Below are 22622 nucleotides of genomic sequence, written 5' to 3'. Positions count from 1 at the left end.
TGTGGACAACGGGAAGGCGTTCTCGCGCCCGCTCGACACAATATGAGCATGTCTAACGCTCTGGCGACCATCGCCGATCAGGTTCGCCAACGTGTACGTCGTGACGGGGTTGACCTCTCGCGCGACAGCGAACTTGCCTCGCGTTACGTTCGCGATGAGGTGCGGCGTTACAGCGAGCGTGCTCTTGGTGGTTCAGTGCCGTTGCTCGGGGACGAGGCGCAGGCTGCCCGCGAGGTGGTAGCTGCGCTGACCGGGTACGGTCCGCTCCAGCCGTTCTTTGACGATGACACCGTTGAGGAGCTCTGGATTAACGGACCCGAGCAGATCTTTGTTGCCCGCAACGGGGTTCCCGAGTTCACGGGCATCCGCCTCACTGACTCTCAAGTTCGAGACCTCGTCGAGCGGATGCTGCAAACCTCCGGTCGCCGTGTTGACCTTAGTTCTCCGTTTGTTGATGCCTCGCTGCCTGATGGTTCGCGACTGCACGTGGTCATTCCCGATGTCACTCGCAAACACTGGGCGGTGAACGTACGCAAGTTCAGCAAACACATCCGCGACCTTGATCGTTTGGTCGAACTCGGCAGCCTCACCCAGCATGCCGCCGACTATTTGCGACTGTGCGTGTTGTCTGGCCAAAACATTGTGGTGTCTGGTGCTACGCAGAGCGGTAAGACCACAATGCTCAATGCGCTGCTTGCTGCCGGGCGGCCCAACGAACGAGTCGTGACGGTTGAGGAGACGTTCGAGCTGAGCGTTCCTAGTCGCGACAGCGTCGGTATGCAGTGCCGTCAGCCCAGCCTCGAAGGAACCGGTGAGATCAGTCTGCGGCGCCTCATCAAAGAAGCGTTGCGGATGCGCCCCGACCGGATCGTCGTCGGCGAAGTGCGCGATGCCGAGTCTCTCGACCTCCTCATCGCTCTCAATAGTGGGCTGCCGGGGATGTCGAGCATCCACGCCAACAGTGCTCGCGAAGCGCTCGTCAAGCTGTGCACCCTGCCCCTGCTCGCCGGCCGCAACATCGACTCCAGCTTTGTCGTACCCACCGTTGCCAGCTCTGTGGATGTCGTCGTGCACTGCGAGCTGACATCACAGGGCACTAGGCGGGTTGTTGAGATCGCGTCGCTCAGTGGTGAAGTTAGCGAAGGGGCGGTCGAAAGCATGGCTCTCTTTCGCACGGTACAGGGCACGCTCGTCCACACCGGTGCAATTCCGGCGCGGTTAGCCAAATTCCATGCTGCCGGAACCGACCCCGTTTCGCTGTTGTTGACGGCAGTCGCGTGAGTCTCCTGCTTGGCATCACGCTCTCGGTGGGCACAGTGCTGATCGCTGCGACCTTTATGTGGCCGGCACGCCGCGAACGCCAAGCGCGTGAACGTTCAGCGTGGTCTCGCCGGATGCGAGAACGACTCGTACAGGCGGGGCTCCCCACAACAAGCCCCGCCGTGGTCGTGATCGTTTCTCTTGTGCTCGCGCTGGCGGTTGGCGCGCTCACGCTTGTGCTCACTACAGTTCTTGCTGTCGTGGTCTGTGCCGCGGCAACCGCGCTCGTAGCGCCAACGCTCGCAATCAGTTGGCGTGCGCGGGTTCGACGTCGAGCAACCCGGGTTGTATGGCCAGACGTAGTTGATCAGCTGGTTTCGGCTGTGCGATCGGGGCTTGCCCTCCCCGACAGCCTCATGACACTGGCGCAGACTGGTCCAGCAGCGACCCGCAGCGCATTCGTGTCCTTCTCTCGGCGCTATCGAACGACCGGCAATTTCTCCATCGCTGTCGACGAATTGAAGGTAGCGCTCGCCGATCCTGTTGCCGACCGCATCCTCGAAACCTTGCGGATGTCACGCGAGGTCGGCGGGAGTGAACTCACCAACGTCTTGCGAAGCTTGAGCGTGTATTTGCGCCAGGAGGCGGCGATCCGATCCGAGATCGAGGCGCGCCAGTCGTGGGTAATGAACGCGGCCCGCCTTGGTCTGGCGGCGCCATGGGTTGTTCTGTTTCTGCTCACCACCCGCCCTGAGGCTGCTCTCGCCTACAACTCAACGGGAGGAATCGCGCTCATAGTCGCTGGGCTTGCGCTGTCCGTTATTGCCTACCGAATCATGGCGGGCATCGGCCGACTTCCCGAGCAGCCGAGGTGGTTCGCATGAGCGACTCTCTCGCCTGGGCCATCGTTGTTGGCATCGCCGGCGGGCTCGGCCTGTGGTCGATTCTCAGTCTCATCCCGCGTCTCAGTCGGCCGACACTCGCAAACCGTGTTGCCCCGTATGTGATCGACGTTTCGGCGGGCGCCCGCGAGCATGTCGCACCGCGCTCGATCGGTCCACTTCCTGTCTTGGGGGTGCTGTTCGTTCCTGCGGTTCGCTGGTTGCGCAGCAGTTTGGCGTCAGTTGCTGGCGGTGGCGATCTTATTGCGCGACGTCTGCGTCAGGCCGGTTCTGAGATGAGCGTCGAAACTTATCGCTCACAGCAACTACTTGCGGTGCTCGGCGGTGCACTGTTGGGGGTCGTCTTCGACGTGACAGTCGCGAACGCGCAGCAGGTTCCCCTTGTCGCGCAGGCGGTGCTGGTGGTGGTTGGTGGCGTTGTCGGAATCACGGTGCGCGATTATCTTCTTCAGCGATCTGCGAAGAACCGCATCCGTCGTCTCGCCGCCGAGTTGCCAGTAGTGCTTGAGTTCCTCGCATTGAGCCTCTCTGCTGGTGAGGGAATTCTGGATGCCGTGCGCCGCGTTTCGCAGGTCAGCGGCGGCGAGCTTTCGCGCGAACTCGCCCGCGTTGTGGCGTCCGTGAACACGGGACTCCCGTTCGGCGAAACGTTGGGTGCGCTTTCGCGCGAGCTCGAACTCCCACCCTTTGCGCGCTGTGTCGACCAGATTCTGGGCGCGCTCGATCGTGGCTCCCCGCTATCAGAAGTGCTGCAAGCTCAGGCGCAGGATGCTCGCGAAGAGTCCAAGCGCGAACTGCTCGAGCTCGCCGGCAAGAAGGAGGTCGCGATGCTCTTCCCCCTCGTGTTCCTCATCCTGCCGATCACCATCGCGTTCGCGATTTTCCCTGGCATCTTCGTGTTGCAGGTCGGGTTCTAGCGCCACGCGATCTGCAGCGCGGCCGACACCGCACGCGCCTGCTCAAGAGCCGCGACCACGGGAGCCACAACATCCCGCTGCACAACCTCGTCAACAGAAGCGAGAAGGCGACGGCGGGCACGACGGCGGCGGCCACCTGCAGTCAGGGCGCTGAGCGCCGCCGAAAGCAAGCCAAGCACGATGCCGATCAGTACCGCTGCAATTAAGAGCAGCGTCGGTATCGCCCAACCTGCCAACGGACCTTCCTCAACGGCAGGGAGCGGGAACGCCGGCAAGCCGAAGGTGGGCAACAACGCCGCACCGACGAGCCACAGGGCTCCGCCCAATCCGATAACAACGGCGATCCACTGCACGATGCCGACCAGCACCCACCACCAGGAACCCTTCGCGGGCAACGGCGTGCGAGCGATCGCAAGATCGAGAGTGGAGGGCAGGGCGTCGAGAGCCTGCTCCGCCGTGGTGCGGGCGGCAGCCCGCCACGGGGGCGAAACGCTCGCCACGGTTTCGTCAGTGAACGTGCGCACCGCCATCGACATCCGAGCTTGGGCACCGGCACTCAACAGCGGCATACTCGTGCGGTGAACATCCGGGTCATCGCCGCGACGCTTCGGACCAAGACCCAGCCGGGTGAGGGGGTCAGCCCGCAAGCGACCAATCCATGACACGAGCGGCCAGCCCGTCGCCTGCCCGGAACGCTTGCGGTACGAGCGTGCAACAGCGGATGCCACGATGTCGACACCCGCAGCGGTGCCGACCTCGTCGCGCAGGCGGGCCGTGCTCTTCGCGCTCACCTTCTGCGGCGTGCCGGGGTCGTCAATGCGGGCGGCAAGAGTTTGCACGTCAGCGCTCAGCCGCGCATCCCGCACCGCCTTCGACGCGGCAAGGTCACCGATCGCGGCGCGCAAAGCATCAATACCTTCACCCGTGCGGGCGCTCACCGGCAACACCCGGGCACGGGGGAGGCCGTCCCGTTCGACAATCGCTTGCAGCGACTTCACGACAGCGACACGATCATCCGCGCTCAACAGATCCACCTGATTGAGCACGACCAGAGTCACCGCAGCATGACGGGCATGAGGCGCAATGAACTGCGCGTGCAACACGTCGTCGGCATACTTTTGCGGGTCAACAACCCAGATCAGAGCATCCACTTGACCAGCAAGTCGTTCGGCGACCGCGCGATTGCTGGCCTCAACCGAGTCCACGTCTGGCAGGTCAACGAGCACGAGCTTGCTGGCGCGCGGGTCAATCGGCATCGGGCGTTCGACACGCTCGCGAATCTCTAGCCAGTCGAGCAGGTCGGCAGAACCCGCGGCATCCCACAGCACGGCAAGGGGTTGCGAGGTAGTCGGGCGGCGCACATGAGCGACCGCCACCTCAGCGCCCACGAGCGCATTCACGAGACTTGATTTGCCAGAACCGGTCGCACCAAAAACGCCAACCACCGTGTGTTCGGATGAGCGCGAGCGACGTGCCTCCGCTTGCTGCACAAGCGCGCGAGCGTCATCCATAAGCTCGGAGGGGATGCGCCCAACCCCCGCCTCGGTCACGGTGCGCAGAGCGGCAATGCGCTCATCGAGGCTCGGCTTGGCCGCGCTCACGAGTCGTTCCTCGCCGCGCGCGCCACGTCGTCGATGAGCACCTGCGATTCGCGTCGCAAGGTTGCGGGGTCCGCACCGAAACGGAGAGGTTCCATCGCCGCATCCACTCGCGCGATCTCGGTATCGAAGAGGGCGCGCACACGCTCCTGCAGATCGAGGCGGGCCTGGCTCGCAAGGTGACGCACGGCATCCTCGCCGAAGACGGTCTCCAACAGTTTTTGACCGAGCACAGCAGAACCGCCGGCGATCGCAATCTCGCCACCCGTCAGGCCACCGGTTGACGCAAACACGACAATCATGAGCGCAACCGTTACGACATTCAGGCCGAGCGAAAGCACGCGTGCCCGGATGCGCTTGTTGCCCGCATTGTCATGAATGAGCTGCATCAGCGCGCCCTGCCACTCCCGAATCATCGACGTCGTGGCCTGACGCAGTTCCGGGCTCTCAGCTGACAGCGTCGGATGCTGCTCCGCGATCGAGCGACCAGGAGCGCTGCGCTCAAGATCGGCCCACACAGCTGCAGCCGCCCGCCCGGCCTGGTCAGCGATGACAGCCTGCAATCCCGTCTCGATCTGGGTCTCGACCTCGACAACAGGGCTCGGCTTGCCCGTAATCCAGGCGGTCGCTTTGTCGCGGGTGCGCGAGAACCACGAATCAACTTTGCGAAAGAAGTCGGAGGTTCCTACGAAGTCTTGCCAGCGTGCCAGCACCTCACCGCGCATCAGTGCGCCGTTCTGAGTGGCTTCGTCCACGGCCTTGATTGCGGTCTCATAGTGCGCAGCGGCGGCAGCATGCACGGAGTCGAGCCAGTCGAGTTGCTGCTGCCGGGCATCCGCAATGAGCCTCACGTGACGGTCGAGGTCAGTGATCGCGCCGCTCAGGGTGCGGGCAGCGATGCGCGTGCGGGCTTCGCGGTCGCTGGCGATTCCCTCGAGCCAAGCGCGCGCACCGGCGACGGCACCAGCGGGAAGCATTCCGAGTTCGTCGAGCGGCTGCTCGTCAATAGAGAACACGGGAGCATCGGAAAGACCACGCTCAGCGAGCATTTCGCGCAGATCGGGCAACACCTCAGCAACAGCTCCCGGCGGCACGCGGTTGAGCACGATGCCCACGGTGATCGATCGTGCTGCGGCGCTTTCGAGTAGTCGCCACGGCACCGCATCGGCGTAGCGATTGGCGGTCGTGACAAACAGCCACAAATCGGCAGCAGCCAACAATTGCGAGGCGAGGGCGCGATTTTCGTCTGCGACCGAGTCGATGTCCGGTGCATCAATAATCGCGAGTGAACGGGGAACACTTTCATGCTCAAGCAGCATGAGCTCGCCGATGCGCGACTTTTCGGGCGCATCTCCCGCACTCGACGCTGGCGTGCCTGGGGCACTAATTCGCCCGCGCACGCGCGCGAGCCCCGGCAAAATTCGGTCGCTCGCAAACCACCCGGCATCAACGGGAGCATGAACAAGAATGGGTTGACGAGTGGTGGGACGGATTACGCCGGCACGCGTCGTCGCGACACCGAGTAGGGCGTTCACGATCGTTGACTTACCCGCGCCCGTCGACCCACCGACCACCGCAAGAAGAGGAGCATCAAGATCGGCAAGCCGTGGGCGAATGTAATCATCGATTTGACGTACAGCCGCCGCCGCAGCTTCTCGCTGCACCGCAACATCGTCAAGAGTCACCGTCAAGCCAGCATCAGCGAGCGAGGCTCGCAGGCGCTCGAGTGACACGATCGCGGGCACACTATTGTCGGTCACCGCTTAAGCATGCCGGGTGCGGAGCCAGTTCGCTAACTTTTTTGACAGCAACCGCGCCATGTTCTGGAGTGACGCTCGGGTTCTAGACTGGTCGAGGCCTGCGGTAAGCAGGTGGCGCGACAACGACAAGGATGAAATTGTTCCCCACCACGTTCCCAGCCCCAATCATTCCTCCTGCAGACTCCGTGCCAGCACTGCGCTGGGGCATCCTGGCGCCCGGTGGAATCGCCGCGACGTTCGCCGCCGCCGTGCAAGCCCACACCGAGCAAAAACTTGTCGCCGTGGCATCCCGCAGCCTCGACCGTGCCCAAGACTTTGCCAACACCTGGGGCATCGCGAACGCCTACGGCGACTACGCCGAACTTCTCGCCAATCCCGACGTTGACGTTGTTTACATTGCCGCCCAGCAGCACGTGCACCGCGATCTCGCGCTTCAGTCCATCGCCGCGGGCAAACACATTCTGGTCGAGAAACCCTTCGCAATGACCGGGGCCGAAGCCCGCGAGATTGTTGCCGCCGCCCGCGCCGCCGGAGTTTTCGCGATGGAAGCGATGTGGACTCGCTACCTTCCCCAAACCTCGATCATCACCCAGCTCATGGCCGACGGCACCTTCGGCGAAATCCACCTCGTCACTGCCGATCACGGCCAGTTCATCCCGGAGGGGCATCGGGTTCGCTCGCTCGAGAGTGGGGGAGGAGCCCTGCTCGACCTCGGCATCTACCCGATCGCCTTCGCTTCGCAAATTCTGGGTACCCCAACCGCCATCCACAACGTCGGCTCGCTCATTGAGACCGGGGTGGATGCCCAATCCCTCCTTACTCTCAGCTACGAGGGCGCGGCTCAAGCCCAACTCAGCACAACGTTGCTCGCACGCACTCCCATCACGGCATTTGTTGCGGGCACCGCTGCACTACTTCAGGTCGGCGGAGCCTTCTTCACCCCGAGTAGCCTCACTCTTTCTCAGCCCGGCTTCAGTGGGGAATCAATTCACTGGAACGACGAGACAGGCGTTGTCGGCCACCGCGGACTCAGCTATCAAGCAACAGCACTCGCCGGTTATGTAGCGCAGGGGCTCACCGAATCACCCGTGCATTCACTCGACGAGACGGTCGCCATCCTCGACACCATCGACAGCGCTCGCTGGCAATTGGGATATCGCTTCGATTCGGAGCAGTAGCGCCACCGGATCAACCACGAGGAAGTCGCGTTGCGAGCACAGCCAATACGGGGAAATGGTGAGTGTGCAGCGGAATGAGTCTGTACGCTGATTAGCGTCAAAACCACGCGATCGGAGTTGCCATGACCGCAGAATCGACCCTCCCCACCGAACCAGGTGCACCGGAGAGGCCTAAAGCAACGAAGTTTCTTGCACCGTGGGTCTTCTGGCCGGCCGCAGGCATCATCATCGTCATCACGGCGTTCTCGATGCTCGCGCCCAAGATCTCTAAGACAGTGTTCGACACTTTACAGTCGAGCGTCATCAATTCGTTCAGCTGGTACTACGTACTTATCGCGGCATTCTTTGTAGCCTTCGCGCTATGGCTCGGCTTCAGCCGATTTGGCGACATCAAGCTGGGTAAGGATGACGACGAGCCTGAGTTCTCGATGATCTCCTGGATCTCCTTCCTCTTCGCTGCCGGTATGGGCATCGGTCTCGTCTTCTACGGTGTTGCCGAACCGCTCAGTCATTTCGCGAACCCGCGACCCGGCGTCACCGGAACAGAGATTGAGCTCGCGCAAAAAGCGATGAGCCAAACCTTCCTGCACTGGGGTGTGCACGCGTGGGCGATTTACGTGGTTGTCGGGCTGGCACTCGCCTACGCGATTCACCGTCGTGGCCGCCCGATCTCGATCCGCTGGACACTGGAGCCACTGCTCGGCAAGCGAGTTCGCGGCGGTTGGGGCAACCTCATCGATGTCATTGCATTGGTCGGAACAGTCTTTGGTGTTGCTACCTCGCTCGGCTTAGGTGTGCTCCAGATCTCGGCAGGTCTTGAAAAGACCGGCGTAGCCGAGTCGAACCTGACCACCCAGATCATGGTCATCATCGTTATCGTCGCGTTCACGATCCTCTCCCTGGTCTCCGGTATCGGAAAGGGCATGAAGTGGTTATCGACCACCAACCTGCTTCTGGCGGCCGTGCTGCTTGTGTTCCTGTTGATCGTCGGCCCGACCGCGTTCCTTTTCCGTGAATTTGTGCAGTCCATGGGTAACTACCTCCAAGGCTTCATCGGCCTCGCTTTCAACGTCAGCGCCTACGCCGGCGATGCTGGCGAACAGTGGCAAGCGGGCTGGACAACGTTCTACTGGGGTTGGTGGATGTCGTGGGCCCCGTTCGTTGGTGTCTTCATCGCCCGTGTTTCCAAGGGCCGCACTGTGCGCGAATTTGTTGGCGGTGTGATGCTGGTTCCCACCGTGCTCACATTCCTCTGGTTCAGTGTGCTCGGCGGCAACGCGATCTATCGCGAGCTCTACGGTCAGGGCGGACTCATTGCCGCTGACGGGTCAGTGGATGCCGACTCGGCTCTCTTCGACCTGCTCGCCGGATTGCCAGCGGGCACCGCTCTCACGTTCGGTGCGATTCTCCTGATCGGAATCTTCTTCATCACCTCGGCTGATTCGGGCGCGCTTGTGATGTCGATGATCGCCACTGGTGGCTCGGCAGAACCGCCGAAGCGCATACGGATTTTCTTCGCACTGCTTGCGTCGTTCTTGGCGATCGCTTTGCTGATCACTGGTGGCCTTCAAACCCTGCAGACCGCAGCAATTCTCTCCGCGTTGCCCTTCAGTATCGTCATGTTGATGATGTGCGCGGCGACAGTAATCGCCTTTAGCCGGGAGCGACGGGCCTATGAACGAGCTCAGCGCGCACAATTTGTCGACCACATTGGTGATTTCTACGGCCTCGAAGTTGAGGCGCCGCTTCTGCGTGAGCCCTCTAACCCGCTGCGCGCGGCTCTTGATCGTCTTCGCAAGAAGGCTGTTCAGACAGGCGGAGGAATCTCGCAGGGAACAGAGGATGCAATTCTTGCCGACAAGGGGCTGATCCTGCCAGACAACATCGCTCAGGCCGACGCAATCGTTGAAGATGAAGTGCAGCGTCTACAGGACGGGCCCGAGGTCGATCCCCGCTCTGACTAGCTGTGGAAAAATCGCGCAAGCAATTGTGTTTCCCTCAATGATGGCAGAGTGAAATCATCTCAAATCATTCTGACGAGCGGGCTTACCCGAGGCACCCGAACGCTCAACTCAGAGCGAGGCGACGTGCCGGGCTGGGTGCTGATTACGTTGATGACCGCAGGTCTTGTGATCATAATTTGGGGTCTTGCGGGGCCAGCACTCAGCTCGGTGTTCGAACAGGCGATTGATCGCGTAACAGGCTTCTAGTGTGCCCCGCTGCTAGCGGCTCTTGCTCCGCACCGCGCTCAAACACTTGGGGCCACGCGGCCGTTGCGCGGCTGCGAGCTGACGAGACTGGCTCGGCGATTGTCGAGTTTGTTCTCGTATCAGCATTGTTGACGGTGCTCACTCTGAGCGTTATCCAGTTGGGGCTTGCCCTGCACATCCGAAACACGGTGTTGGATGCCGCGGCGGAGGGTGCGCGCTTCGCTTCACTCGCCGATACTTCACTCGCCGATGGTGTTGCACGCTCTCAAGACCTCATTTCGACTGCGCTCTCGCCCGGCTATGCCGCCGACGTCACAGCAAACGCCACCAACCACCTCGGCCAGCCCTCGGTGATTGTCACCGTGCGCACACCACTGCCGCTATTCGGTTTGATCGGCATTGACGACGGTTTGGAGGTGTCTGGCTTTGCCCCCATCGAACAGGTTCGCTAGCGTCATCCGGCTCGCTCAACGCAAATGGGGGAGCCTGGGCGACGACGCAGGTTCGTCAACCCTTGAGTTCATCACCGTGGGAATGATCATGCTCATCCCTCTCGTTTATTTGGTCCTGACGATGTCTGCGATCCAAGGTGGCGCTTTGGCCGCCGAGGGCGCTGCTCGCCAAGCAGTGCGTGTGTTCGTTCAGGCAGACACTCTCGCTGAGGCCGAAAGTTCTGCGGAGCGCGCTATCGAATTTGCTCTCAACAATTACGGGATCGATCCCTCGGATGCCTCGGTAGAGATCGTCTGCTCACCCGACCCGGCGAACTGTCTCACTCGTCGTGGCTACGTCACGGTCACCATTGCCGTTGACATAGCTTTGCCGCTCGCGCCGCCGGTGCTCACAGGAAACTTTCCCGCGCAGATTCCCCTTGATGCCACGGCTACTCAACAAGTTTCACAATTTAGAGGTTCTCGATGACACCGAGAGAAGAGGGATTCGACGGTGAGCGAGGGTCGGCGCTCCTCCTCACGATCTTTTACTCCTTCCTCTCGCTCGTCCTCGTCTTTATGGTCGTCGCCGCCACTTCGCTCTACCTCGAACGAAAACGACTCTTTACTCTCGCCGATGGAGCAGCGCTCGTCGGTGCCGAGTCCTATGACCTCGATGATGTCGAACTCACCCCAACGGGCTATCGGCCACAACTCACCAACGCGAAAGTCGCCTCGGCGGTTGCCAGTTATGTCACGGCGAATCGCGGCGACGGATTTTCTGAGCTTCGGATCGAAGAAGCGACGACGAACGACGCGGCGAGTGCGACAGTTTCCCTTTCCGCATACTGGAAGCCACCGTTCGTCTCGCTACTTGTGCCGGAGGGCATCCGAATTGACGTCACTGCAACCGCGCGATCGGTGTTTTCCTAGCCAGTAATGGGGCATGCCCAGCAAGCGCTCCAGCAGTATTTAGCAAACGTTCGTGCAGCAAACAGGGAGCTTCGCTTCGTAGCGTAGAGGGTGCACTTGACGAAAGTGTGCAACCCCCACGAAGGAGATAGCCATGAAACGAATCGTTATCGTCGGCGGCCACGGCAAGATTGCCATGAGCCTCGCAGAAATACTTAGTGGCGAAGGTCACCATGTGCACTCCCTGATTCGCAACGCCGATCAAGAAGCGGAGATTAGCGCTACCGGTGCGATGCCCGTTGTCGCAGATATCGAGGCGCTCAGTGCCGCAGAGCTATCTGAAATCTTCACCGGACACGACGCCGTAGTCTTCGCTGCCGGTGCGGGTGGTGGAAGCCCCGAACGCACCTACGCCGTCGACCGCGACGCCGCTATTCGAACGATGGATGCTGCGGCTCACGCTGGCGTTCACCGCTACGTCATGCTCTCGTACAAGGGCGCGAGCCTCGATCATGGTGTGCCGGAAGATAATGACTTCTTCGCCTACGCCGAATCGAAGGCTGCTGCCGACGACCACCTCCGCAAGGGACCGCTGCAGTACACAATTGTTGATCCAGGATCGCTCTCCAGCGAACCCGCATCAGGAAAAATCGACGTTGGCGCTGCCGCGACGGCCGAGCATGCAGCGCGCGATAATGTGGCTCGAGTCATTGCCACGGTGATAGACAGCGACAACACCATCGGGCAGACCATCGAGTTCATGGATGGGTCAACTCCGATCTCCGAGGCTATTGCCGCTATTGCTTAGCGTGCGGGATAAACAACGAACCGACGCCTAGCACGATAAGAGCAACACCGCCGATTGCTGACAGCGTGGTTATGCGGTGGGGTGAACGCGCAAACCAGTCGCGCGCGAACCCCGCCGCTACCGCCCACGTCGTGTCAGTAATCACGGCGATTCCCATGAAGAGCATGCCGAGCACGAGCAGTTGAAGCTGCACGCTCCCGGAGCTGAAGCTCACAAATTGGGGGAGCACGGCAACAAAGAACACGGTCGCTTTGGGATTCGTGATTCCGACAACGAAACCTTGGCTGAAAACCTTCCACTGCGAGCTCTTCTTCGGGGAAGCGGCATCCGTCGCAGCATGAGCATTTCGGTGGCGAATCGCCTGCACTCCGAGGTAGATCAGGTACGCAGCGCCCAAATATTTCACCACGGTAAAGGCGATCACTGATTGCGCGATGATCGTGCCGACGCCAAAGGCGACACCGATCACAAGCACAACTCCGCCAGTGGCGTTTCCGAGCGAACTGATGATGCCGCCGAGTTTTCCCAACGATAGAGATCGACCGATCAGAAAAAGCACGCTCGGGCCTGGAATCAGGATGATGGGCATGGCCACCAGGACGAATGCGATCAGGTTTGCGGTGGGGATCACTTCTGCGGCTTCTGGATGTAGCGCGGAACGTAGCGCAGCATTATTCCGGCCCCGATCAGTCCCAAGATTCCTACCGCGCCGGCGGCGAATGATATTGATGCGATGGCGGTGATTCCCGCGATCATTAGCGGCGAGGCCGCTTGGCCCACGCCGCCGGTGAATCGCCATGCGCCAAGGAAGGGTGCCGGGTTCTTAGGGGGAGCGAGGTCAGCCCCGAGCGTCATGAGAATCCCACTGCCGAGCCCGTTGGCAAGAGACAAGAACATGGCGGCAAAGATGAACCACGCTGTGTTAGCGCTCACGTCGTGAGTGACAGAGAGCACGAGGTGCCCGATTCCGAGGCCAATGAGTGATGGCACTGCTGTCCAGAGGCGACCGAAGCGATCCATGATCTGACCGCCGGTATAGAAGAGAGCGAAGTCAACGGCGCCGGCAATTCCGATAATGATGGCGGTGTTGGCGTCGGCGATGCCTATGCTGACGGCCCACAAGGGGAGGATGACCTGGCGACTGGCGCGCATTGCACCGATCACCGCTGCACCAAGACCGAGGCGCGAAAGCACAGCGCGGTTGCGTCGGATCGTGGCGAAGAGTCCGTGGGCTTCTTGCTCCACGAGAGCTTCTCCGTCGCGGAGGGTTCGATCATTAACCCGTGAGGTATGCACGGCACCAAACGTGGTCGCGGGGTCTGGCAAGAGAATGAGTACAAGTGCGGCTGCGATGGCAGCAACGACGTGGATCCAGAAAGCGGCGATCACCGTTCCGGTGAGGTGGATAATTCCTGCAGAGATGAACGGTCCTATGAAGACGCCAAGACGGAACGTGCCGCCCAGAGTCGACAGCGCCCGAGCGCGATAGGACACGGGAACAAAGCTGGTAAGAAAAGCGTGCCGGGCCAACGCGAATACGGCCGCCGCGAGGCCAATGAGAAGCACCCCGAATCCGAGCGCTACCGGGTTGGGCGCGAGAATTGCGACAACAACTCCGATGATCGAGAGTGCACTAGCGCCGATCATGGCCGGGCGTTCGCCGATGCGAGAGATGAGCCATCCACTCGGAATATTGCCGAACAACTCGCCGAGAGTCAGAACCGCCGCAACGAGGCCCGCAATTGCCAGCGACGCCCCCAGACTGTCAGCGGCGATCGGAATCAGCGGAATAATCGCGCCTTCACCAATAGAAAACAGCAGCGTCGGTAAAAGAACGGGCAGCCCTATCGAGCGCCAGCTAAAGGATTGTTCTGTTGTGCTCATCGTCGTCCATCGTATGTCGTGAGGGCACGCATCACTGGCAGCCTCAGCAACCAGATCGGACGACCGATCGGGTGTCCCTTGGGCATCGCGGGTAGTCTGGTTGGTGACATGGATGAACTGGACTTTTCTGACGACATCGCGGCACTACGCTCCACTTTTGCGGACATTCGCCAGGTAGTCGACACCGACCGACTTGCGGCAGAAATTGCCGAACTGAGTGAACTGGCGGGTGCCCCCGATCTCTGGGACGACACCGACAAGGCGCAAAAGGTCACAAGTGACCTCAGCCACCGTCAGGCCGAACTTGCCAAGATCAATTCCATTTCGAGTCGACTCGATGACATTGAGATCATGGTTCAACTTGCCAATGAAGAAAGTGATGCTCAGGCGGCAGCGGATGCCCGCACTGAACTCACCGGAATCAAGAAGACTCTCGGCGACCTCGAGGTCCAAACTCTCCTCAATGGCGAGTTCGATCAGCGCCCCGCCGTCATCACCATTCGCGCTGGAGCGGGAGGCGTCGACGCCGCTGACTTCGCCGAAATGCTGTTGCGCATGTACTTGCGCTACGCCGAGCAGCACTCGTATCCGACGCGTGTTCTTGACACGAGCTACGCCGAAGAAGCCGGCATCAAGTCGGCGACGTTCGAGGTTGACGCTCCCTTCGCTTTCGGAACGCTCAGTGTCGAGGCTGGTACCCACCGTCTGGTACGCATGAGCCCGTTCAACTCTGCGGGCAAGCGCCAGACGAGTTTTGCTGCGGTCGAGGTTGTTCCTCTTATTGAGACGACGGATGTTGTTGAAGTTCCGGAGAACGACATCCGTGTTGATGTCTTCCGTTCTTCCGGTCCTGGTGGTCAGTCGGTCAACACGACGGACTCTGCGGTGCGTATCACTCACTTGCCGACCGGCATTGTTGTGAGCTGCCAGAATGAGAAGAGCCAGATTCAGAACCGTGCTGCGGCAATGCGTGTGCTGCAGTCACGGTTGCTTTTATTGCAGCGTGAGCAAGAGGCGGCAACGAAGAAGGAAATCGCTGGCGTAATCACCGCGAGCTGGGGTGACCAGATGCGCAGCTACGTGTTGGCCCCGTATCAAATGGTGAAGGATCTTCGCACCGAGTTCGAGGTCAACAATCCCTCGAATGTGTTCGATGGTGATTTGGATGGCTTTATCTCTGCTGGCATCAAGTGGCGCAAGCGCGTCATCAAGTAACCCCAGACCAGTGACCTCACCAACCGTGGCTTCCCGCGAGTTCATTTCAGCCACGGTGTGACCTGAACTGGGCCACCTGTGAGTCTCGTCACCCGGTGCGTCGTTGACCGGTTCCGTGCTGCACGTCTTTAGGCTGACTTCAAATGATTCGTTTTGATGCTGTTTCGAAGTCCTATCCGGGCACCACCAGGCCGGCGCTGAACTCGGTCGATCTTGAGATTCTCAAGGGCGAGTTCGTCTTCTTGGTTGGCGCTTCTGGATCAGGTAAGTCAAGTTTTTTGCGGTTGATCCTCAAGGAGGAGAACCCAACTAAGGGGTCTATTCACGTGCTGGGTCAGCACTTGAATACTTTGTCGAGCCGCAAGGTCCCATATTTTCGCCGCAATCTCGGCGTTGTTTTTCAGGACTTCCGGCTGCTGCCAAACAAGACTGTCTTTGACAATGTGGCGTTCACGTTGCAGGTGATCGGCAAGAGTCGTGGCTTCATTCAAGAGGCAGTTCCGGATGCTCTCAAGATGGTCGGTCTCGCCGGCAAGTCAGGACGGTTTCCTCATGAACTTTCTGGCGGTGAGCAGCAGCGCGTTGCTATCGCTCGCGCGGTGGTCAATAAGCCAGCCATCATGCTCGCGGATGAGCCAACAGGTAACCTCGACCCCGCTACCGCGGCTGGCATCATGACGCTGCTTGAGCGAATCAACTTGGGCGGCACGACTGTTCTTATGGCAACCCACGATGCGGGCATTGTTGATCAGATGAAGCGCCGCGTAATCGAACTAATTGGTGGTCAGATTGTGCGCGATGAGCGCCAGGGTGGCTACCAAACGCAGACGGTTCCTGTTCAGGAGCGAATTCCGCATCCTGCTGCTAGCGACCCCACGGGTTCGGCCCAGACTGTGGTTTCACCGCGGTCGCACGGTGGGGGGCTCGACGCATGAGGCTCGGTCTGATTCTTGGCGAGGTTGGTAGTGGGCTCCGTCGTAACCTTTCGATGGTGGTCTCTGTTGTTTTGGTGACGTTCATCTCCCTCACTTTCGTGGGGGCGTCGATTCTGCTGCAGATGCAGATCGGGCAGATGAAGGGCTACTGGTATGACCGCGCCCAGGTTGCGGTCTACATGTGTACCGATATTGATACGACCGGCAATTGCACGCTTGCTGAGGCAACCGAAGACCAAATTGATGCTGTGCAGCAGCAGCTGGATTCCGCGACGTTGGCGCCCTATATCAATGAGGTTCAATTCGAGACTCATGAGCAGGCCTACGAAAACTTCACGGAACAGTTTGCTGACACCACGTTCGCCGGGATCATCACGCCCGAGACGCTTAACGAAAGTTTCCGGGTCAATCTTGTTGATCCCGAGCAAGCTGATGTGTTGATCGAGAGTCTTTCTGGTCTGGCCGGCGTCGAGAGTGTGCAAGATCAGCGCGCCTATCTTGAACCAATTTTTTCCATCTTGAACGCCGCCAGTTTCACGGCGATTGGAGTGGCTGGGCTCATGCTTGTCGCTGCGGTCCTGTTGATTGCCACGACCATTCGGCTTAGTGCGTTCTCGCGGCGAAGAGAGCTCGGCATCATGCGGCTCGTTGGGGCTTCGAACCGCTTCATCCAGACTCCGTTCATCCTCGAAGGAGTCTTCGCCTCCCTCATCGGTTCGGTATTGGCCGGGGGAGCGATCGTTGCGATCGTTCAGTTCTTCGTGCGGGGTTACTTGGCCTCAACGCTGCCGGTGAATACGAGCCTGTTGGGAATGGATGAAGCACTACTGGTCGTGCCCATCCTGATTGTGGCTGGGGCTGGTCTTGCCGCGATTTCCGCTGGCGTCGCGATCAGTCGATATTTGAAGGTCTAGGCTGCGGGTAGCTCGCGCGCTAGACTGGTCTGCTGCACTGTCGGCATCCGTCGTAGCATTGTGCACCCCAACGTATCTGAGAGAGAAGTGAATCATGCCCAAGGAAGGTGACCGGAAGGTTGTTGCCAGCAACCGTAAGGCGCGCCATGACTACAGCATCGAAGACACCTTTGAGGCTGGTCTTGTGCTGTCGGGTACTGAGGTCAAATCTCTGCGTTTGGGTCGTGCAAGTCTGATCGATGGCTACGGCTACATCGACGACCATGCTGAAGCCTGGTTGGATGCCGTGCACATTCCTGAGTTCTTTCAGGGCTCGTGGAATAACCATCCTCCGCGTCGCAAGCGCAAGATGCTCCTCCACAAGGAGCAGATCCTCAAGATTCACAACAAGATCAAGCAGGGCGGCTATACGCTCGTGCCTTTGTCGATCTATTTTCTGGATGGTCGGGCCAAGGTCGAACTCGCGGTTGCCAAGGGTAAGCGTGAGTATGACAAGCGGCAGACACTGCGAGAGCGCCAAGACAAGCGTGAGTCAGATCGGGCTATCTCTGCCCGCAAGAACATGGGCGAATAGCCCCAGGCTTGTCGCTCGCGTCAGTTAGATCGCGGCGAGTTCTTCGATCTTTGCTGTGAGTTCTTTGTCGCTGGGCTCTACCTGGAATGTTCCGTCGGGAAAGTGCACGACGGGGATGTTCAAGCGTCCGCTGATGGCGTGAGCACGGTCCGCAGCGGTTGGATCCTTTTCGACGTCGATCTTGTCCCACTCGACACCCAGTGAATTGAGGAGTGCTTCTGAGCGGCGGCAGTCGCGGCACCAATCCGCGCCGAACATTTGGATCTTGGTTGGCAATGCCTCTGTGGTTTCACTCATGAATCCAACTTTACGGGCGAGATGCTGATGCTCTGCCCCACGTTCGCTTCCAGCGTGTGAGCCAGTCGTGGGCTAGCTTGTGCGCTCCTTCTGAACTACAATTGAGGGCTGCCTGTTCATTGGGCAAATTTGATAACTCCACAGCGCGACAACGACCCACACAGGGGGATGATCGGTTTCGACATTGCCTGCAAAACTGTGAGAAGCGGGTCGAGAATGCAGCCTTATCTCGTTAACGATGACTGCAAACTATAAGTGCCAATTCAAAGCGCACTGACTTCGCCCTCGCTGCCTAAGCGAGCGCACTAAAGAAGTCCGTCAGACCGGGAATGCTCTCTACCCGGACTCTGGCGCAATTTAGAGAGATTGCTGCGTAGTTACGCCTGAGGGCTACGTGGGACTTGCACTCTGGCTGGGCTTGTTGATCTAGGTGCTTGTGGCAAAGATCAGAGCCGAGTAGAACGTCTGCACAAGCTACACCCGTAGAAGGCACAGAATTACAGCAGTGGACGGGGGTTCAATTCCCCCCATCTCCACCACCGGTCGTTGTCGCGTTGTGAAGTTTCTTTCGGTGCCGTGCCCTGTCTGCAGGGCACAGTACCTCGAGCCTCACGCTGAAGTTGATGGACCTTCGTTGCGCTTGGCGCCCTCGGAGGGCGTCACGGTGAAGGTGACCGGTTCGATGTATCCGTGATTGGCGAACGTTACTTTTACGGCGGCTTCTACTTCGGAGACGCGAGCGTGGGGCACGAGTGCGATTGCGGCGCCGCCGAAACCTCCACCGGTCATCCGGGCGCCAATTGCGCCATGCGTTTGAGCGGTCTCCACGGCGAGATCAAGTTCGGGGATAGAGATTTCGAAGTCGTCGCGCATCGAAACATGCGAAGCATCGAGCAGAGCACCGATCGCCAATGGACCGTCAGCGTTGAGTGCACGTACCGTGTCGAGTACCCGTTGGTTTTCTGTGACGACGTGGCGCACGCGGCGGAAAGTAACGTCGTCGAGGAGTTCGCGCGCACGCTCGAGGTCATCGACGCTGACGTCGCGCAATGAGCTAGTTCCCATAGCTGCCGCTCCTGCTTCGCAGGCAGCGCGGCGTTCTGCGTAGCCTCCAGTGGCGTGGGAATGGGATACGCGCGTATCCATCACGAGGATGCTCAGCTCAGCTTGTGCAAGTCCGAGCGGCACCACTTCGACTTCGAGCGAACGGCAATCTAGGAACACTGCCGAGTCGGTCGCCCCGAGCAACGATGCTGACTGATCCATGATTCCTGTGGGAGCGCCGACGACGTCGTTTTCCGCGAGCTGGCCCACTTCCGCGAGCTTTTCGCGGGAGAATCCGAGATTCCATAGGTCGTTGAGCGCAAGTGCCACTGAGCTCTCGATGGCGGCGGATGATGACAGTCCGGCCCCGACGGGAACGGTGGAATCGATGAGGATATCCACACCCGCAACTGCGGTGAGGTCTGCGCCGTGTTGTCCGAGTGCCCAGGCGACTCCGAGGGGGTACGCGCTCCATCCGGTGATACGTCCAGCGATACGTGCCGCGTCGAGATCTGCTAACGGAAACTCCACCGAGGTGTCATCGAAGGTGCTGGTTACGCGAATTATTCCGTCGGTGCGAAGACCAACGGCGGCACGGGTTCTGCGGTCAATCGCGAACGGGAGAACGAAACCTTCGTTGTAGTCGGTGTGCTCACCGATGAGGTTGACGCGCCCCGGTGCCGACCACACGCCATTCGGAGCGTGCCCGGCGACGGCGACGAAGCGTTCGCTTAGTTGTTCCACTGTGTCGCTCATGCTCGTTCAATTGCCTTTCGGATGTTTGCGGCAGCGGCTTCGGGTGTGACGTCGGCGATCCACGCGCCCATTGCCGATTCCGAGCCTGCAAGATATTTCAGTTTGTCTGCCGCGCGACGAGGCGACGTTAGTTGAAGGTGGAGCCGGTAGGTATCGCGCGCGCGATTAACGGGAGCCTGGTGCCACGCGGCAATGTATGGCGTGGGGGAGTCGTAGATTGCATCGACGCCTGTGAGCAGTTTCAGGTAGAGCGTGGCGAGTTCGTCTCGTTCTGCGTCTGAGGTTGCCGCGAAGTCGGGGATTTGGCGATGCGGAAGCATGTGGATCTCGATGGGCCAGCGAGCGGCGAATGGCACGAAAGCTGTCCAGTGTTCTCCGCTAAGTACAACGCGGTCTCCTGCACGTTCGAAGTCGAGGATGCGCTGAAACATGTCGGAGCCGATTAGCTCGATCGAGTCGAGGGTGCGTTGCGTCTTCGGTGTGATGTAGGGGTAAGAGTAGATCTGGCCATGGGGGTGGAGAAGGGTTACGCCGATTGCTTCTCCGCGGTTCTCAAACGGAAACACTTGCTGCACGCCATCGAGTGCCGATAGGGCTTCCGTTCGGTCGGCCCAGGCTTCGATGACTGTTCGTGCCCGACTGGCCGTCTGGGTGCCGAACGATCCTTCGTGGTCGGGGCTGAAGCACACCACTTCACAGCGCCCGATGGAACTCCGAGTGCGTCCGAGCCCGAGCTCGGCGAGATCGTCAAGACCGGTCGGACTGTTTTCACTGCCGGCAAGTGCTGGACCAAAGGATGGCGAACGGTTTTCGAAAACGGCGACGTCATAGAGCGCCGGAACCTCTGAGGGATTATTCGCTGTTTGGGGCGCAAGGGGGTCTTGATCGGCGGGGGGAAGAAAGACACGGTTCTGGCGAGCGGCCGCTATCGACACCCATTCGCCGGTCATGATGTCTTGCCTCATGGTTGCGGTGGCCGGTCGAGGATCGAGGGTGCGGCTGTCGACGGATCGTTCTTCGCCGAGAGTGGTGTCTGCGTCGTCGAAGTAGATGAGCTCTCGGCCATCGGCAAGAGTCGTTGGTCGTTTCGTGATTGTGGGGCTCATTCTGCACTTCCGTTTGTGCCGTTGGCGGTTGTGGCACGAAGGCGTGCTTCCCAAGCGCTACGAACCATTTCTTCTGCGGTATGCCGCATTTTCCAGTCGAGGTCTCGAGTGGCTAGGTCGCCGTTGGCGACGATGCGGGGCGGATCACCAGCGCGGCGCGGTGCTATTTCTGGAGTGAATTCGATTCCAGTGACGGATGCCACAGCGCTCATGATTTGAGCCACAGATAGCCCATCGCCACTTCCGAGGTTGTAGGCGGGCTCGATTTCTTGGCGAGAGTCGAGCCGACGAGCGGCGGCGACGTGGGCGGCCGCAATGTCGGCAACGTGCACGTAGTCGCGCACGTTGGTGCCGTCCGGTGTCGGGTAGTCGTTGCCGTAGATGCGCGGTACGCGACCTTCGACGAGGGCTTCGAACACGAGTGGAAAGAGGTTGTGGGGGCTGGTGTCGTAGATCGTTGGATCTCCGGAGCCGACGACGTTGAAGTATCGCAACGAGGTGTGCCGCAGCCCTGCCGCTACTGCTTGGTCACGAAGTAGCCATTCGCCGATGAGTTTAGATTCGCCGTAGGGGGAGAGGGGAGCTTTCGCTGTGCTTTCGGTGACCTGGTCGACGTCTGGCGTTCCGAAGACTGCGGCGCTTGACGAAAACACGATCTGCTCGATGGCGCATTCCTGCATTGCTTCGAGCAGGGAGAGGGTGCCGGTGACGTTCTGCGCGTAGGTGTGCAGTGGTCGTTCGACTGAGACTCCGGCATATTTGAATCCAGCAACGTGGACGACGCCAGTAACGTTGTGGGCGATCATCGCTGCGGCAAGAGCGTCCTTGTCGAGGATGCTCGCCTGGATGAAGGGCACTCCGTCAGGAATGAAGCCCTCGAAACCGCTCGAGAGGTCATCGACGACGATGGCGTCCATCTGAGCGTTAACTAATGCGCGAACGACGTGTGCGCCTATATAGCCGGCGCCGCCGGTTACCAACCAAGTCATCGGGATTCCTCGTGTCTGGGCAGTGGTCCAGCCACGATTGCAGCTTTTCACTCTGCGAGCGATCCAATTGTATGACTAATAGGTTCGTGCGTCCAACCTCAGTCTTCTGCGCGCCCGACCTCAGCGGCGAACGAGACGAAGTTCCCGGATGTTCGGATTGAAATCCATCTCTCGCACTTTGCCGTCCGGCATGAATCGGTTTCGGGCATAGAACGATCGAGCTCGAAGATTCTGCTCAAGCACCCACACGCTTGCCGCTGCGCCGCCCAGTGCAGCGTCGAGGAGTGCTTGGCCGGCACCAGAGCCATGCGCTTCCGCCAGAACATAAATCATCTTGAGTTCTTCGGCAGGCAAAGCTGGTTCATCCCGGTTGTGTTCCGCGTGTGCGAACCCCACGATTCGTGCGTCGATCTCAGCGACCACTGTTGTCACGTTCGCGTCGAGGAGTAGTTCGTTCCACATTGCTTCTCGACGAAGTCGCGCTTCGTCGCTCCAAGCTTGTTCGGGGAACTGCCCGGTGTAGGTCTCTTTCCACGATTTCGTATGCACGGAGGCGAGCTCTTCGGCATCATCGAGCCGCGCGGCGCGTGTGGTGAAACTGGGCATAGAACTATCTTCTCGCAGTACGTCCTATTGCTGCTTCCAAAACTGTGGCGTGGTTGTCTGTTTCCGGAGTCCCTTCGTTAGCTAGGTCTCAGTGTTTTGTTGAGGATGTTGCAAAGACACGCCCGGGATGTGGTTGGTGTTGGTGAGGGGGCAGGAATGCACGTAATGTTTCCTCTTGTCACCCCAAAGGTGCGGAAGTCCCGGGCAGTTCTGCTGCTAGGTTTCCGGCCTCAAGTGGGGACCACCATTCTCCGGAATCTTTTATGGTTCGGGTCGAGTCAAACATCGTTTTACCTCTTGTGGGTTTCGGTGTCAGATCTTAGGAT

23 protein-coding genes and 1 other RNA gene are annotated in these 22622 nt (G+C 59.9%); 15 read left to right on the top strand and 9 right to left on the bottom strand.

What is annotated here, in order from left to right:
- Positions 1–48 precede the first annotated feature (48 nt).
- From ACOH1Z_RS10985 to ACOH1Z_RS10975, 3 genes are read left to right on the top strand one after another with little or no spacing between them, the layout of a single operon-like run.
- Complete coding sequence (locus tag ACOH1Z_RS10985; protein ID WP_449648535.1) at positions 49–1281, top strand: TadA family conjugal transfer-associated ATPase; 1233 nt, start codon at positions 49–51, stop codon at positions 1279–1281.
- A complete protein-coding gene (locus ACOH1Z_RS10980) occupies positions 1278–2144 on the top strand; it encodes a type II secretion system F family protein (protein WP_449648534.1) in 867 nt (288 codons plus the stop codon). Before ACOH1Z_RS10985 ends, ACOH1Z_RS10980 begins: the two co-directional genes overlap by 4 nt.
- Positions 2141–3079, top strand: a complete 939-nt coding sequence (locus ACOH1Z_RS10975; protein WP_449648533.1) for a type II secretion system F family protein — start codon at positions 2141–2143, stop codon at positions 3077–3079. The genes ACOH1Z_RS10980 and ACOH1Z_RS10975 overlap by 4 nt, the downstream gene beginning before the upstream one ends.
- Here the strand turns inward: ACOH1Z_RS10975 and ACOH1Z_RS10970 are convergent.
- The gene (locus tag ACOH1Z_RS10970) at positions 3076–4680 is read right to left on the bottom strand and encodes a GTPase family protein (protein ID WP_449648532.1); all 1605 of its coding nucleotides are present in this window, start codon (positions 4678–4680) and stop codon (positions 3076–3078) included. The two genes, ACOH1Z_RS10975 and ACOH1Z_RS10970, sit on opposite strands and share 4 nt — an antisense overlap.
- Positions 4677–6437, bottom strand: coding sequence for a dynamin family protein (locus ACOH1Z_RS10965; protein WP_449648531.1), 1761 nt, complete (start codon positions 6435–6437; stop codon positions 4677–4679). Before ACOH1Z_RS10965 ends, ACOH1Z_RS10970 begins: the two co-directional genes overlap by 4 nt.
- A gap of 131 nt (positions 6438–6568) precedes the next feature.
- Here ACOH1Z_RS10965 and ACOH1Z_RS10960 point away from each other — a divergent pair, with 131 nt between their 5' ends.
- The 7 genes from ACOH1Z_RS10960 (at position 6569) to ACOH1Z_RS10930 (ending at position 11976) form a co-directional block, all read left to right on the top strand.
- Entirely contained in the window at positions 6569–7615 is a 1047-nt protein-coding gene (locus tag ACOH1Z_RS10960; protein WP_449648530.1) for a Gfo/Idh/MocA family protein, read from the top strand.
- A gap of 122 nt (positions 7616–7737) precedes the next feature.
- Positions 7738–9579: a BCCT family transporter gene (locus ACOH1Z_RS10955; RefSeq protein WP_449648529.1), complete on the top strand. Its 1842-nt coding sequence runs from the start codon at positions 7738–7740 to the stop codon at positions 9577–9579.
- A 48-nt stretch (positions 9580–9627) separates the two neighbouring features.
- Positions 9628–9825 (top strand): hypothetical protein, encoded by a 198-nt coding sequence (locus tag ACOH1Z_RS10950; protein ID WP_449648528.1) that lies wholly within the window; start codon positions 9628–9630, stop codon positions 9823–9825.
- A 71-nt stretch (positions 9826–9896) separates the two neighbouring features.
- Positions 9897–10277, top strand: coding sequence for a TadE family protein (locus ACOH1Z_RS10945; RefSeq protein ID WP_449648783.1), 381 nt, complete (start codon positions 9897–9899; stop codon positions 10275–10277).
- A complete protein-coding gene (locus tag ACOH1Z_RS10940) occupies positions 10252–10746 on the top strand; it encodes a hypothetical protein (protein ID WP_449648527.1) in 495 nt (164 codons plus the stop codon). The genes ACOH1Z_RS10945 and ACOH1Z_RS10940 overlap by 26 nt, the downstream gene beginning before the upstream one ends.
- Positions 10743–11189 carry a Tad domain-containing protein gene (locus ACOH1Z_RS10935; RefSeq protein ID WP_449648526.1) on the top strand — a complete coding sequence of 149 codons (447 nt, stop codon included), beginning with the start codon at positions 10743–10745 and terminating at the stop codon, positions 11187–11189. Before ACOH1Z_RS10940 ends, ACOH1Z_RS10935 begins: the two co-directional genes overlap by 4 nt.
- Before the next feature lie 133 nt (positions 11190–11322).
- Positions 11323–11976 (top strand): SDR family oxidoreductase, encoded by a 654-nt coding sequence (locus tag ACOH1Z_RS10930; protein ID WP_449648525.1) that lies wholly within the window; start codon positions 11323–11325, stop codon positions 11974–11976.
- Here ACOH1Z_RS10930 and ACOH1Z_RS10925 read toward each other — a convergent pair.
- The gene (locus ACOH1Z_RS10925; protein WP_449648524.1) at positions 11966–12607 is read right to left on the bottom strand and encodes a LysE family translocator; all 642 of its coding nucleotides are present in this window, start codon (positions 12605–12607) and stop codon (positions 11966–11968) included. The genes ACOH1Z_RS10930 and ACOH1Z_RS10925 overlap by 11 nt on opposite strands.
- Positions 12604–13860, bottom strand: a complete 1257-nt coding sequence (locus ACOH1Z_RS10920) for an MFS transporter (RefSeq protein ID WP_449648523.1) — start codon at positions 13858–13860, stop codon at positions 12604–12606. Before ACOH1Z_RS10920 ends, ACOH1Z_RS10925 begins: the two co-directional genes overlap by 4 nt.
- Before the next feature lie 108 nt (positions 13861–13968).
- Between ACOH1Z_RS10920 and prfB the strand changes: the two genes are divergently transcribed.
- The 4 genes from prfB (at position 13969) to smpB (ending at position 17498) form a co-directional block, all read left to right on the top strand.
- Positions 13969–15075 carry a peptide chain release factor 2 gene (gene prfB / locus ACOH1Z_RS10915; RefSeq protein ID WP_449648522.1) on the top strand — a complete coding sequence of 369 codons (1107 nt, stop codon included), beginning with the start codon at positions 13969–13971 and terminating at the stop codon, positions 15073–15075.
- A 143-nt stretch (positions 15076–15218) separates the two neighbouring features.
- Positions 15219–16010, top strand: coding sequence for a cell division ATP-binding protein FtsE (gene ftsE / locus ACOH1Z_RS10910; protein ID WP_449648521.1), 792 nt, complete (start codon positions 15219–15221; stop codon positions 16008–16010).
- A complete protein-coding gene (gene ftsX, locus ACOH1Z_RS10905) occupies positions 16007–16924 on the top strand; it encodes a permease-like cell division protein FtsX (protein WP_449648520.1) in 918 nt (305 codons plus the stop codon). Before ftsE ends, ftsX begins: the two co-directional genes overlap by 4 nt.
- Positions 16925–17018: 94 nt before the next feature.
- Positions 17019–17498: an SsrA-binding protein SmpB gene (gene smpB, locus ACOH1Z_RS10900; RefSeq protein WP_009771737.1), complete on the top strand. Its 480-nt coding sequence runs from the start codon at positions 17019–17021 to the stop codon at positions 17496–17498.
- Between the two features lie 24 nt (positions 17499–17522).
- Here the strand turns inward: smpB and ACOH1Z_RS10895 are convergent, their stop codons facing one another.
- Positions 17523–17795, bottom strand: coding sequence for a glutaredoxin domain-containing protein (locus ACOH1Z_RS10895; RefSeq protein WP_449648519.1), 273 nt, complete (start codon positions 17793–17795; stop codon positions 17523–17525).
- 164 nt (positions 17796–17959) lie between these two features.
- Between ACOH1Z_RS10895 and ssrA the strand changes: the two genes are divergently transcribed.
- Positions 17960–18334, top strand: a transfer-messenger RNA (tmRNA) gene (gene ssrA / locus ACOH1Z_RS10890).
- Positions 18335–18404: 70 nt separating this feature from the next.
- Here ssrA and galK read toward each other — a convergent pair.
- The 4 genes from galK to ACOH1Z_RS10870 all read right to left on the bottom strand — a co-directional run bounded on the left by galK (position 18405) and on the right by ACOH1Z_RS10870 (position 22296).
- Positions 18405–19595: a galactokinase gene (galK, locus tag ACOH1Z_RS10885; RefSeq protein WP_449648518.1), complete on the bottom strand. Its 1191-nt coding sequence runs from the start codon at positions 19593–19595 to the stop codon at positions 18405–18407.
- Complete coding sequence (gene galT / locus ACOH1Z_RS10880) at positions 19592–20701, bottom strand: galactose-1-phosphate uridylyltransferase (RefSeq protein ID WP_449648517.1); 1110 nt, start codon at positions 20699–20701, stop codon at positions 19592–19594. The genes galK and galT overlap by 4 nt, the downstream gene beginning before the upstream one ends.
- Positions 20698–21690, bottom strand: coding sequence for a UDP-glucose 4-epimerase GalE (gene galE / locus ACOH1Z_RS10875; RefSeq protein WP_449648516.1), 993 nt, complete (start codon positions 21688–21690; stop codon positions 20698–20700). Before galE ends, galT begins: the two co-directional genes overlap by 4 nt.
- A gap of 120 nt (positions 21691–21810) precedes the next feature.
- Positions 21811–22296: a GNAT family N-acetyltransferase gene (locus ACOH1Z_RS10870; RefSeq protein ID WP_449648515.1), complete on the bottom strand. Its 486-nt coding sequence runs from the start codon at positions 22294–22296 to the stop codon at positions 21811–21813.
- Positions 22297–22622: the final 326 nt, after the last annotated feature.

It is taken from the genome of Rhodoglobus sp., from assembly GCF_053580035.1.
Note: the sequence above shows the minus strand (reverse complement) of the source record. Positions and strands in the feature narration are given on the sequence as shown.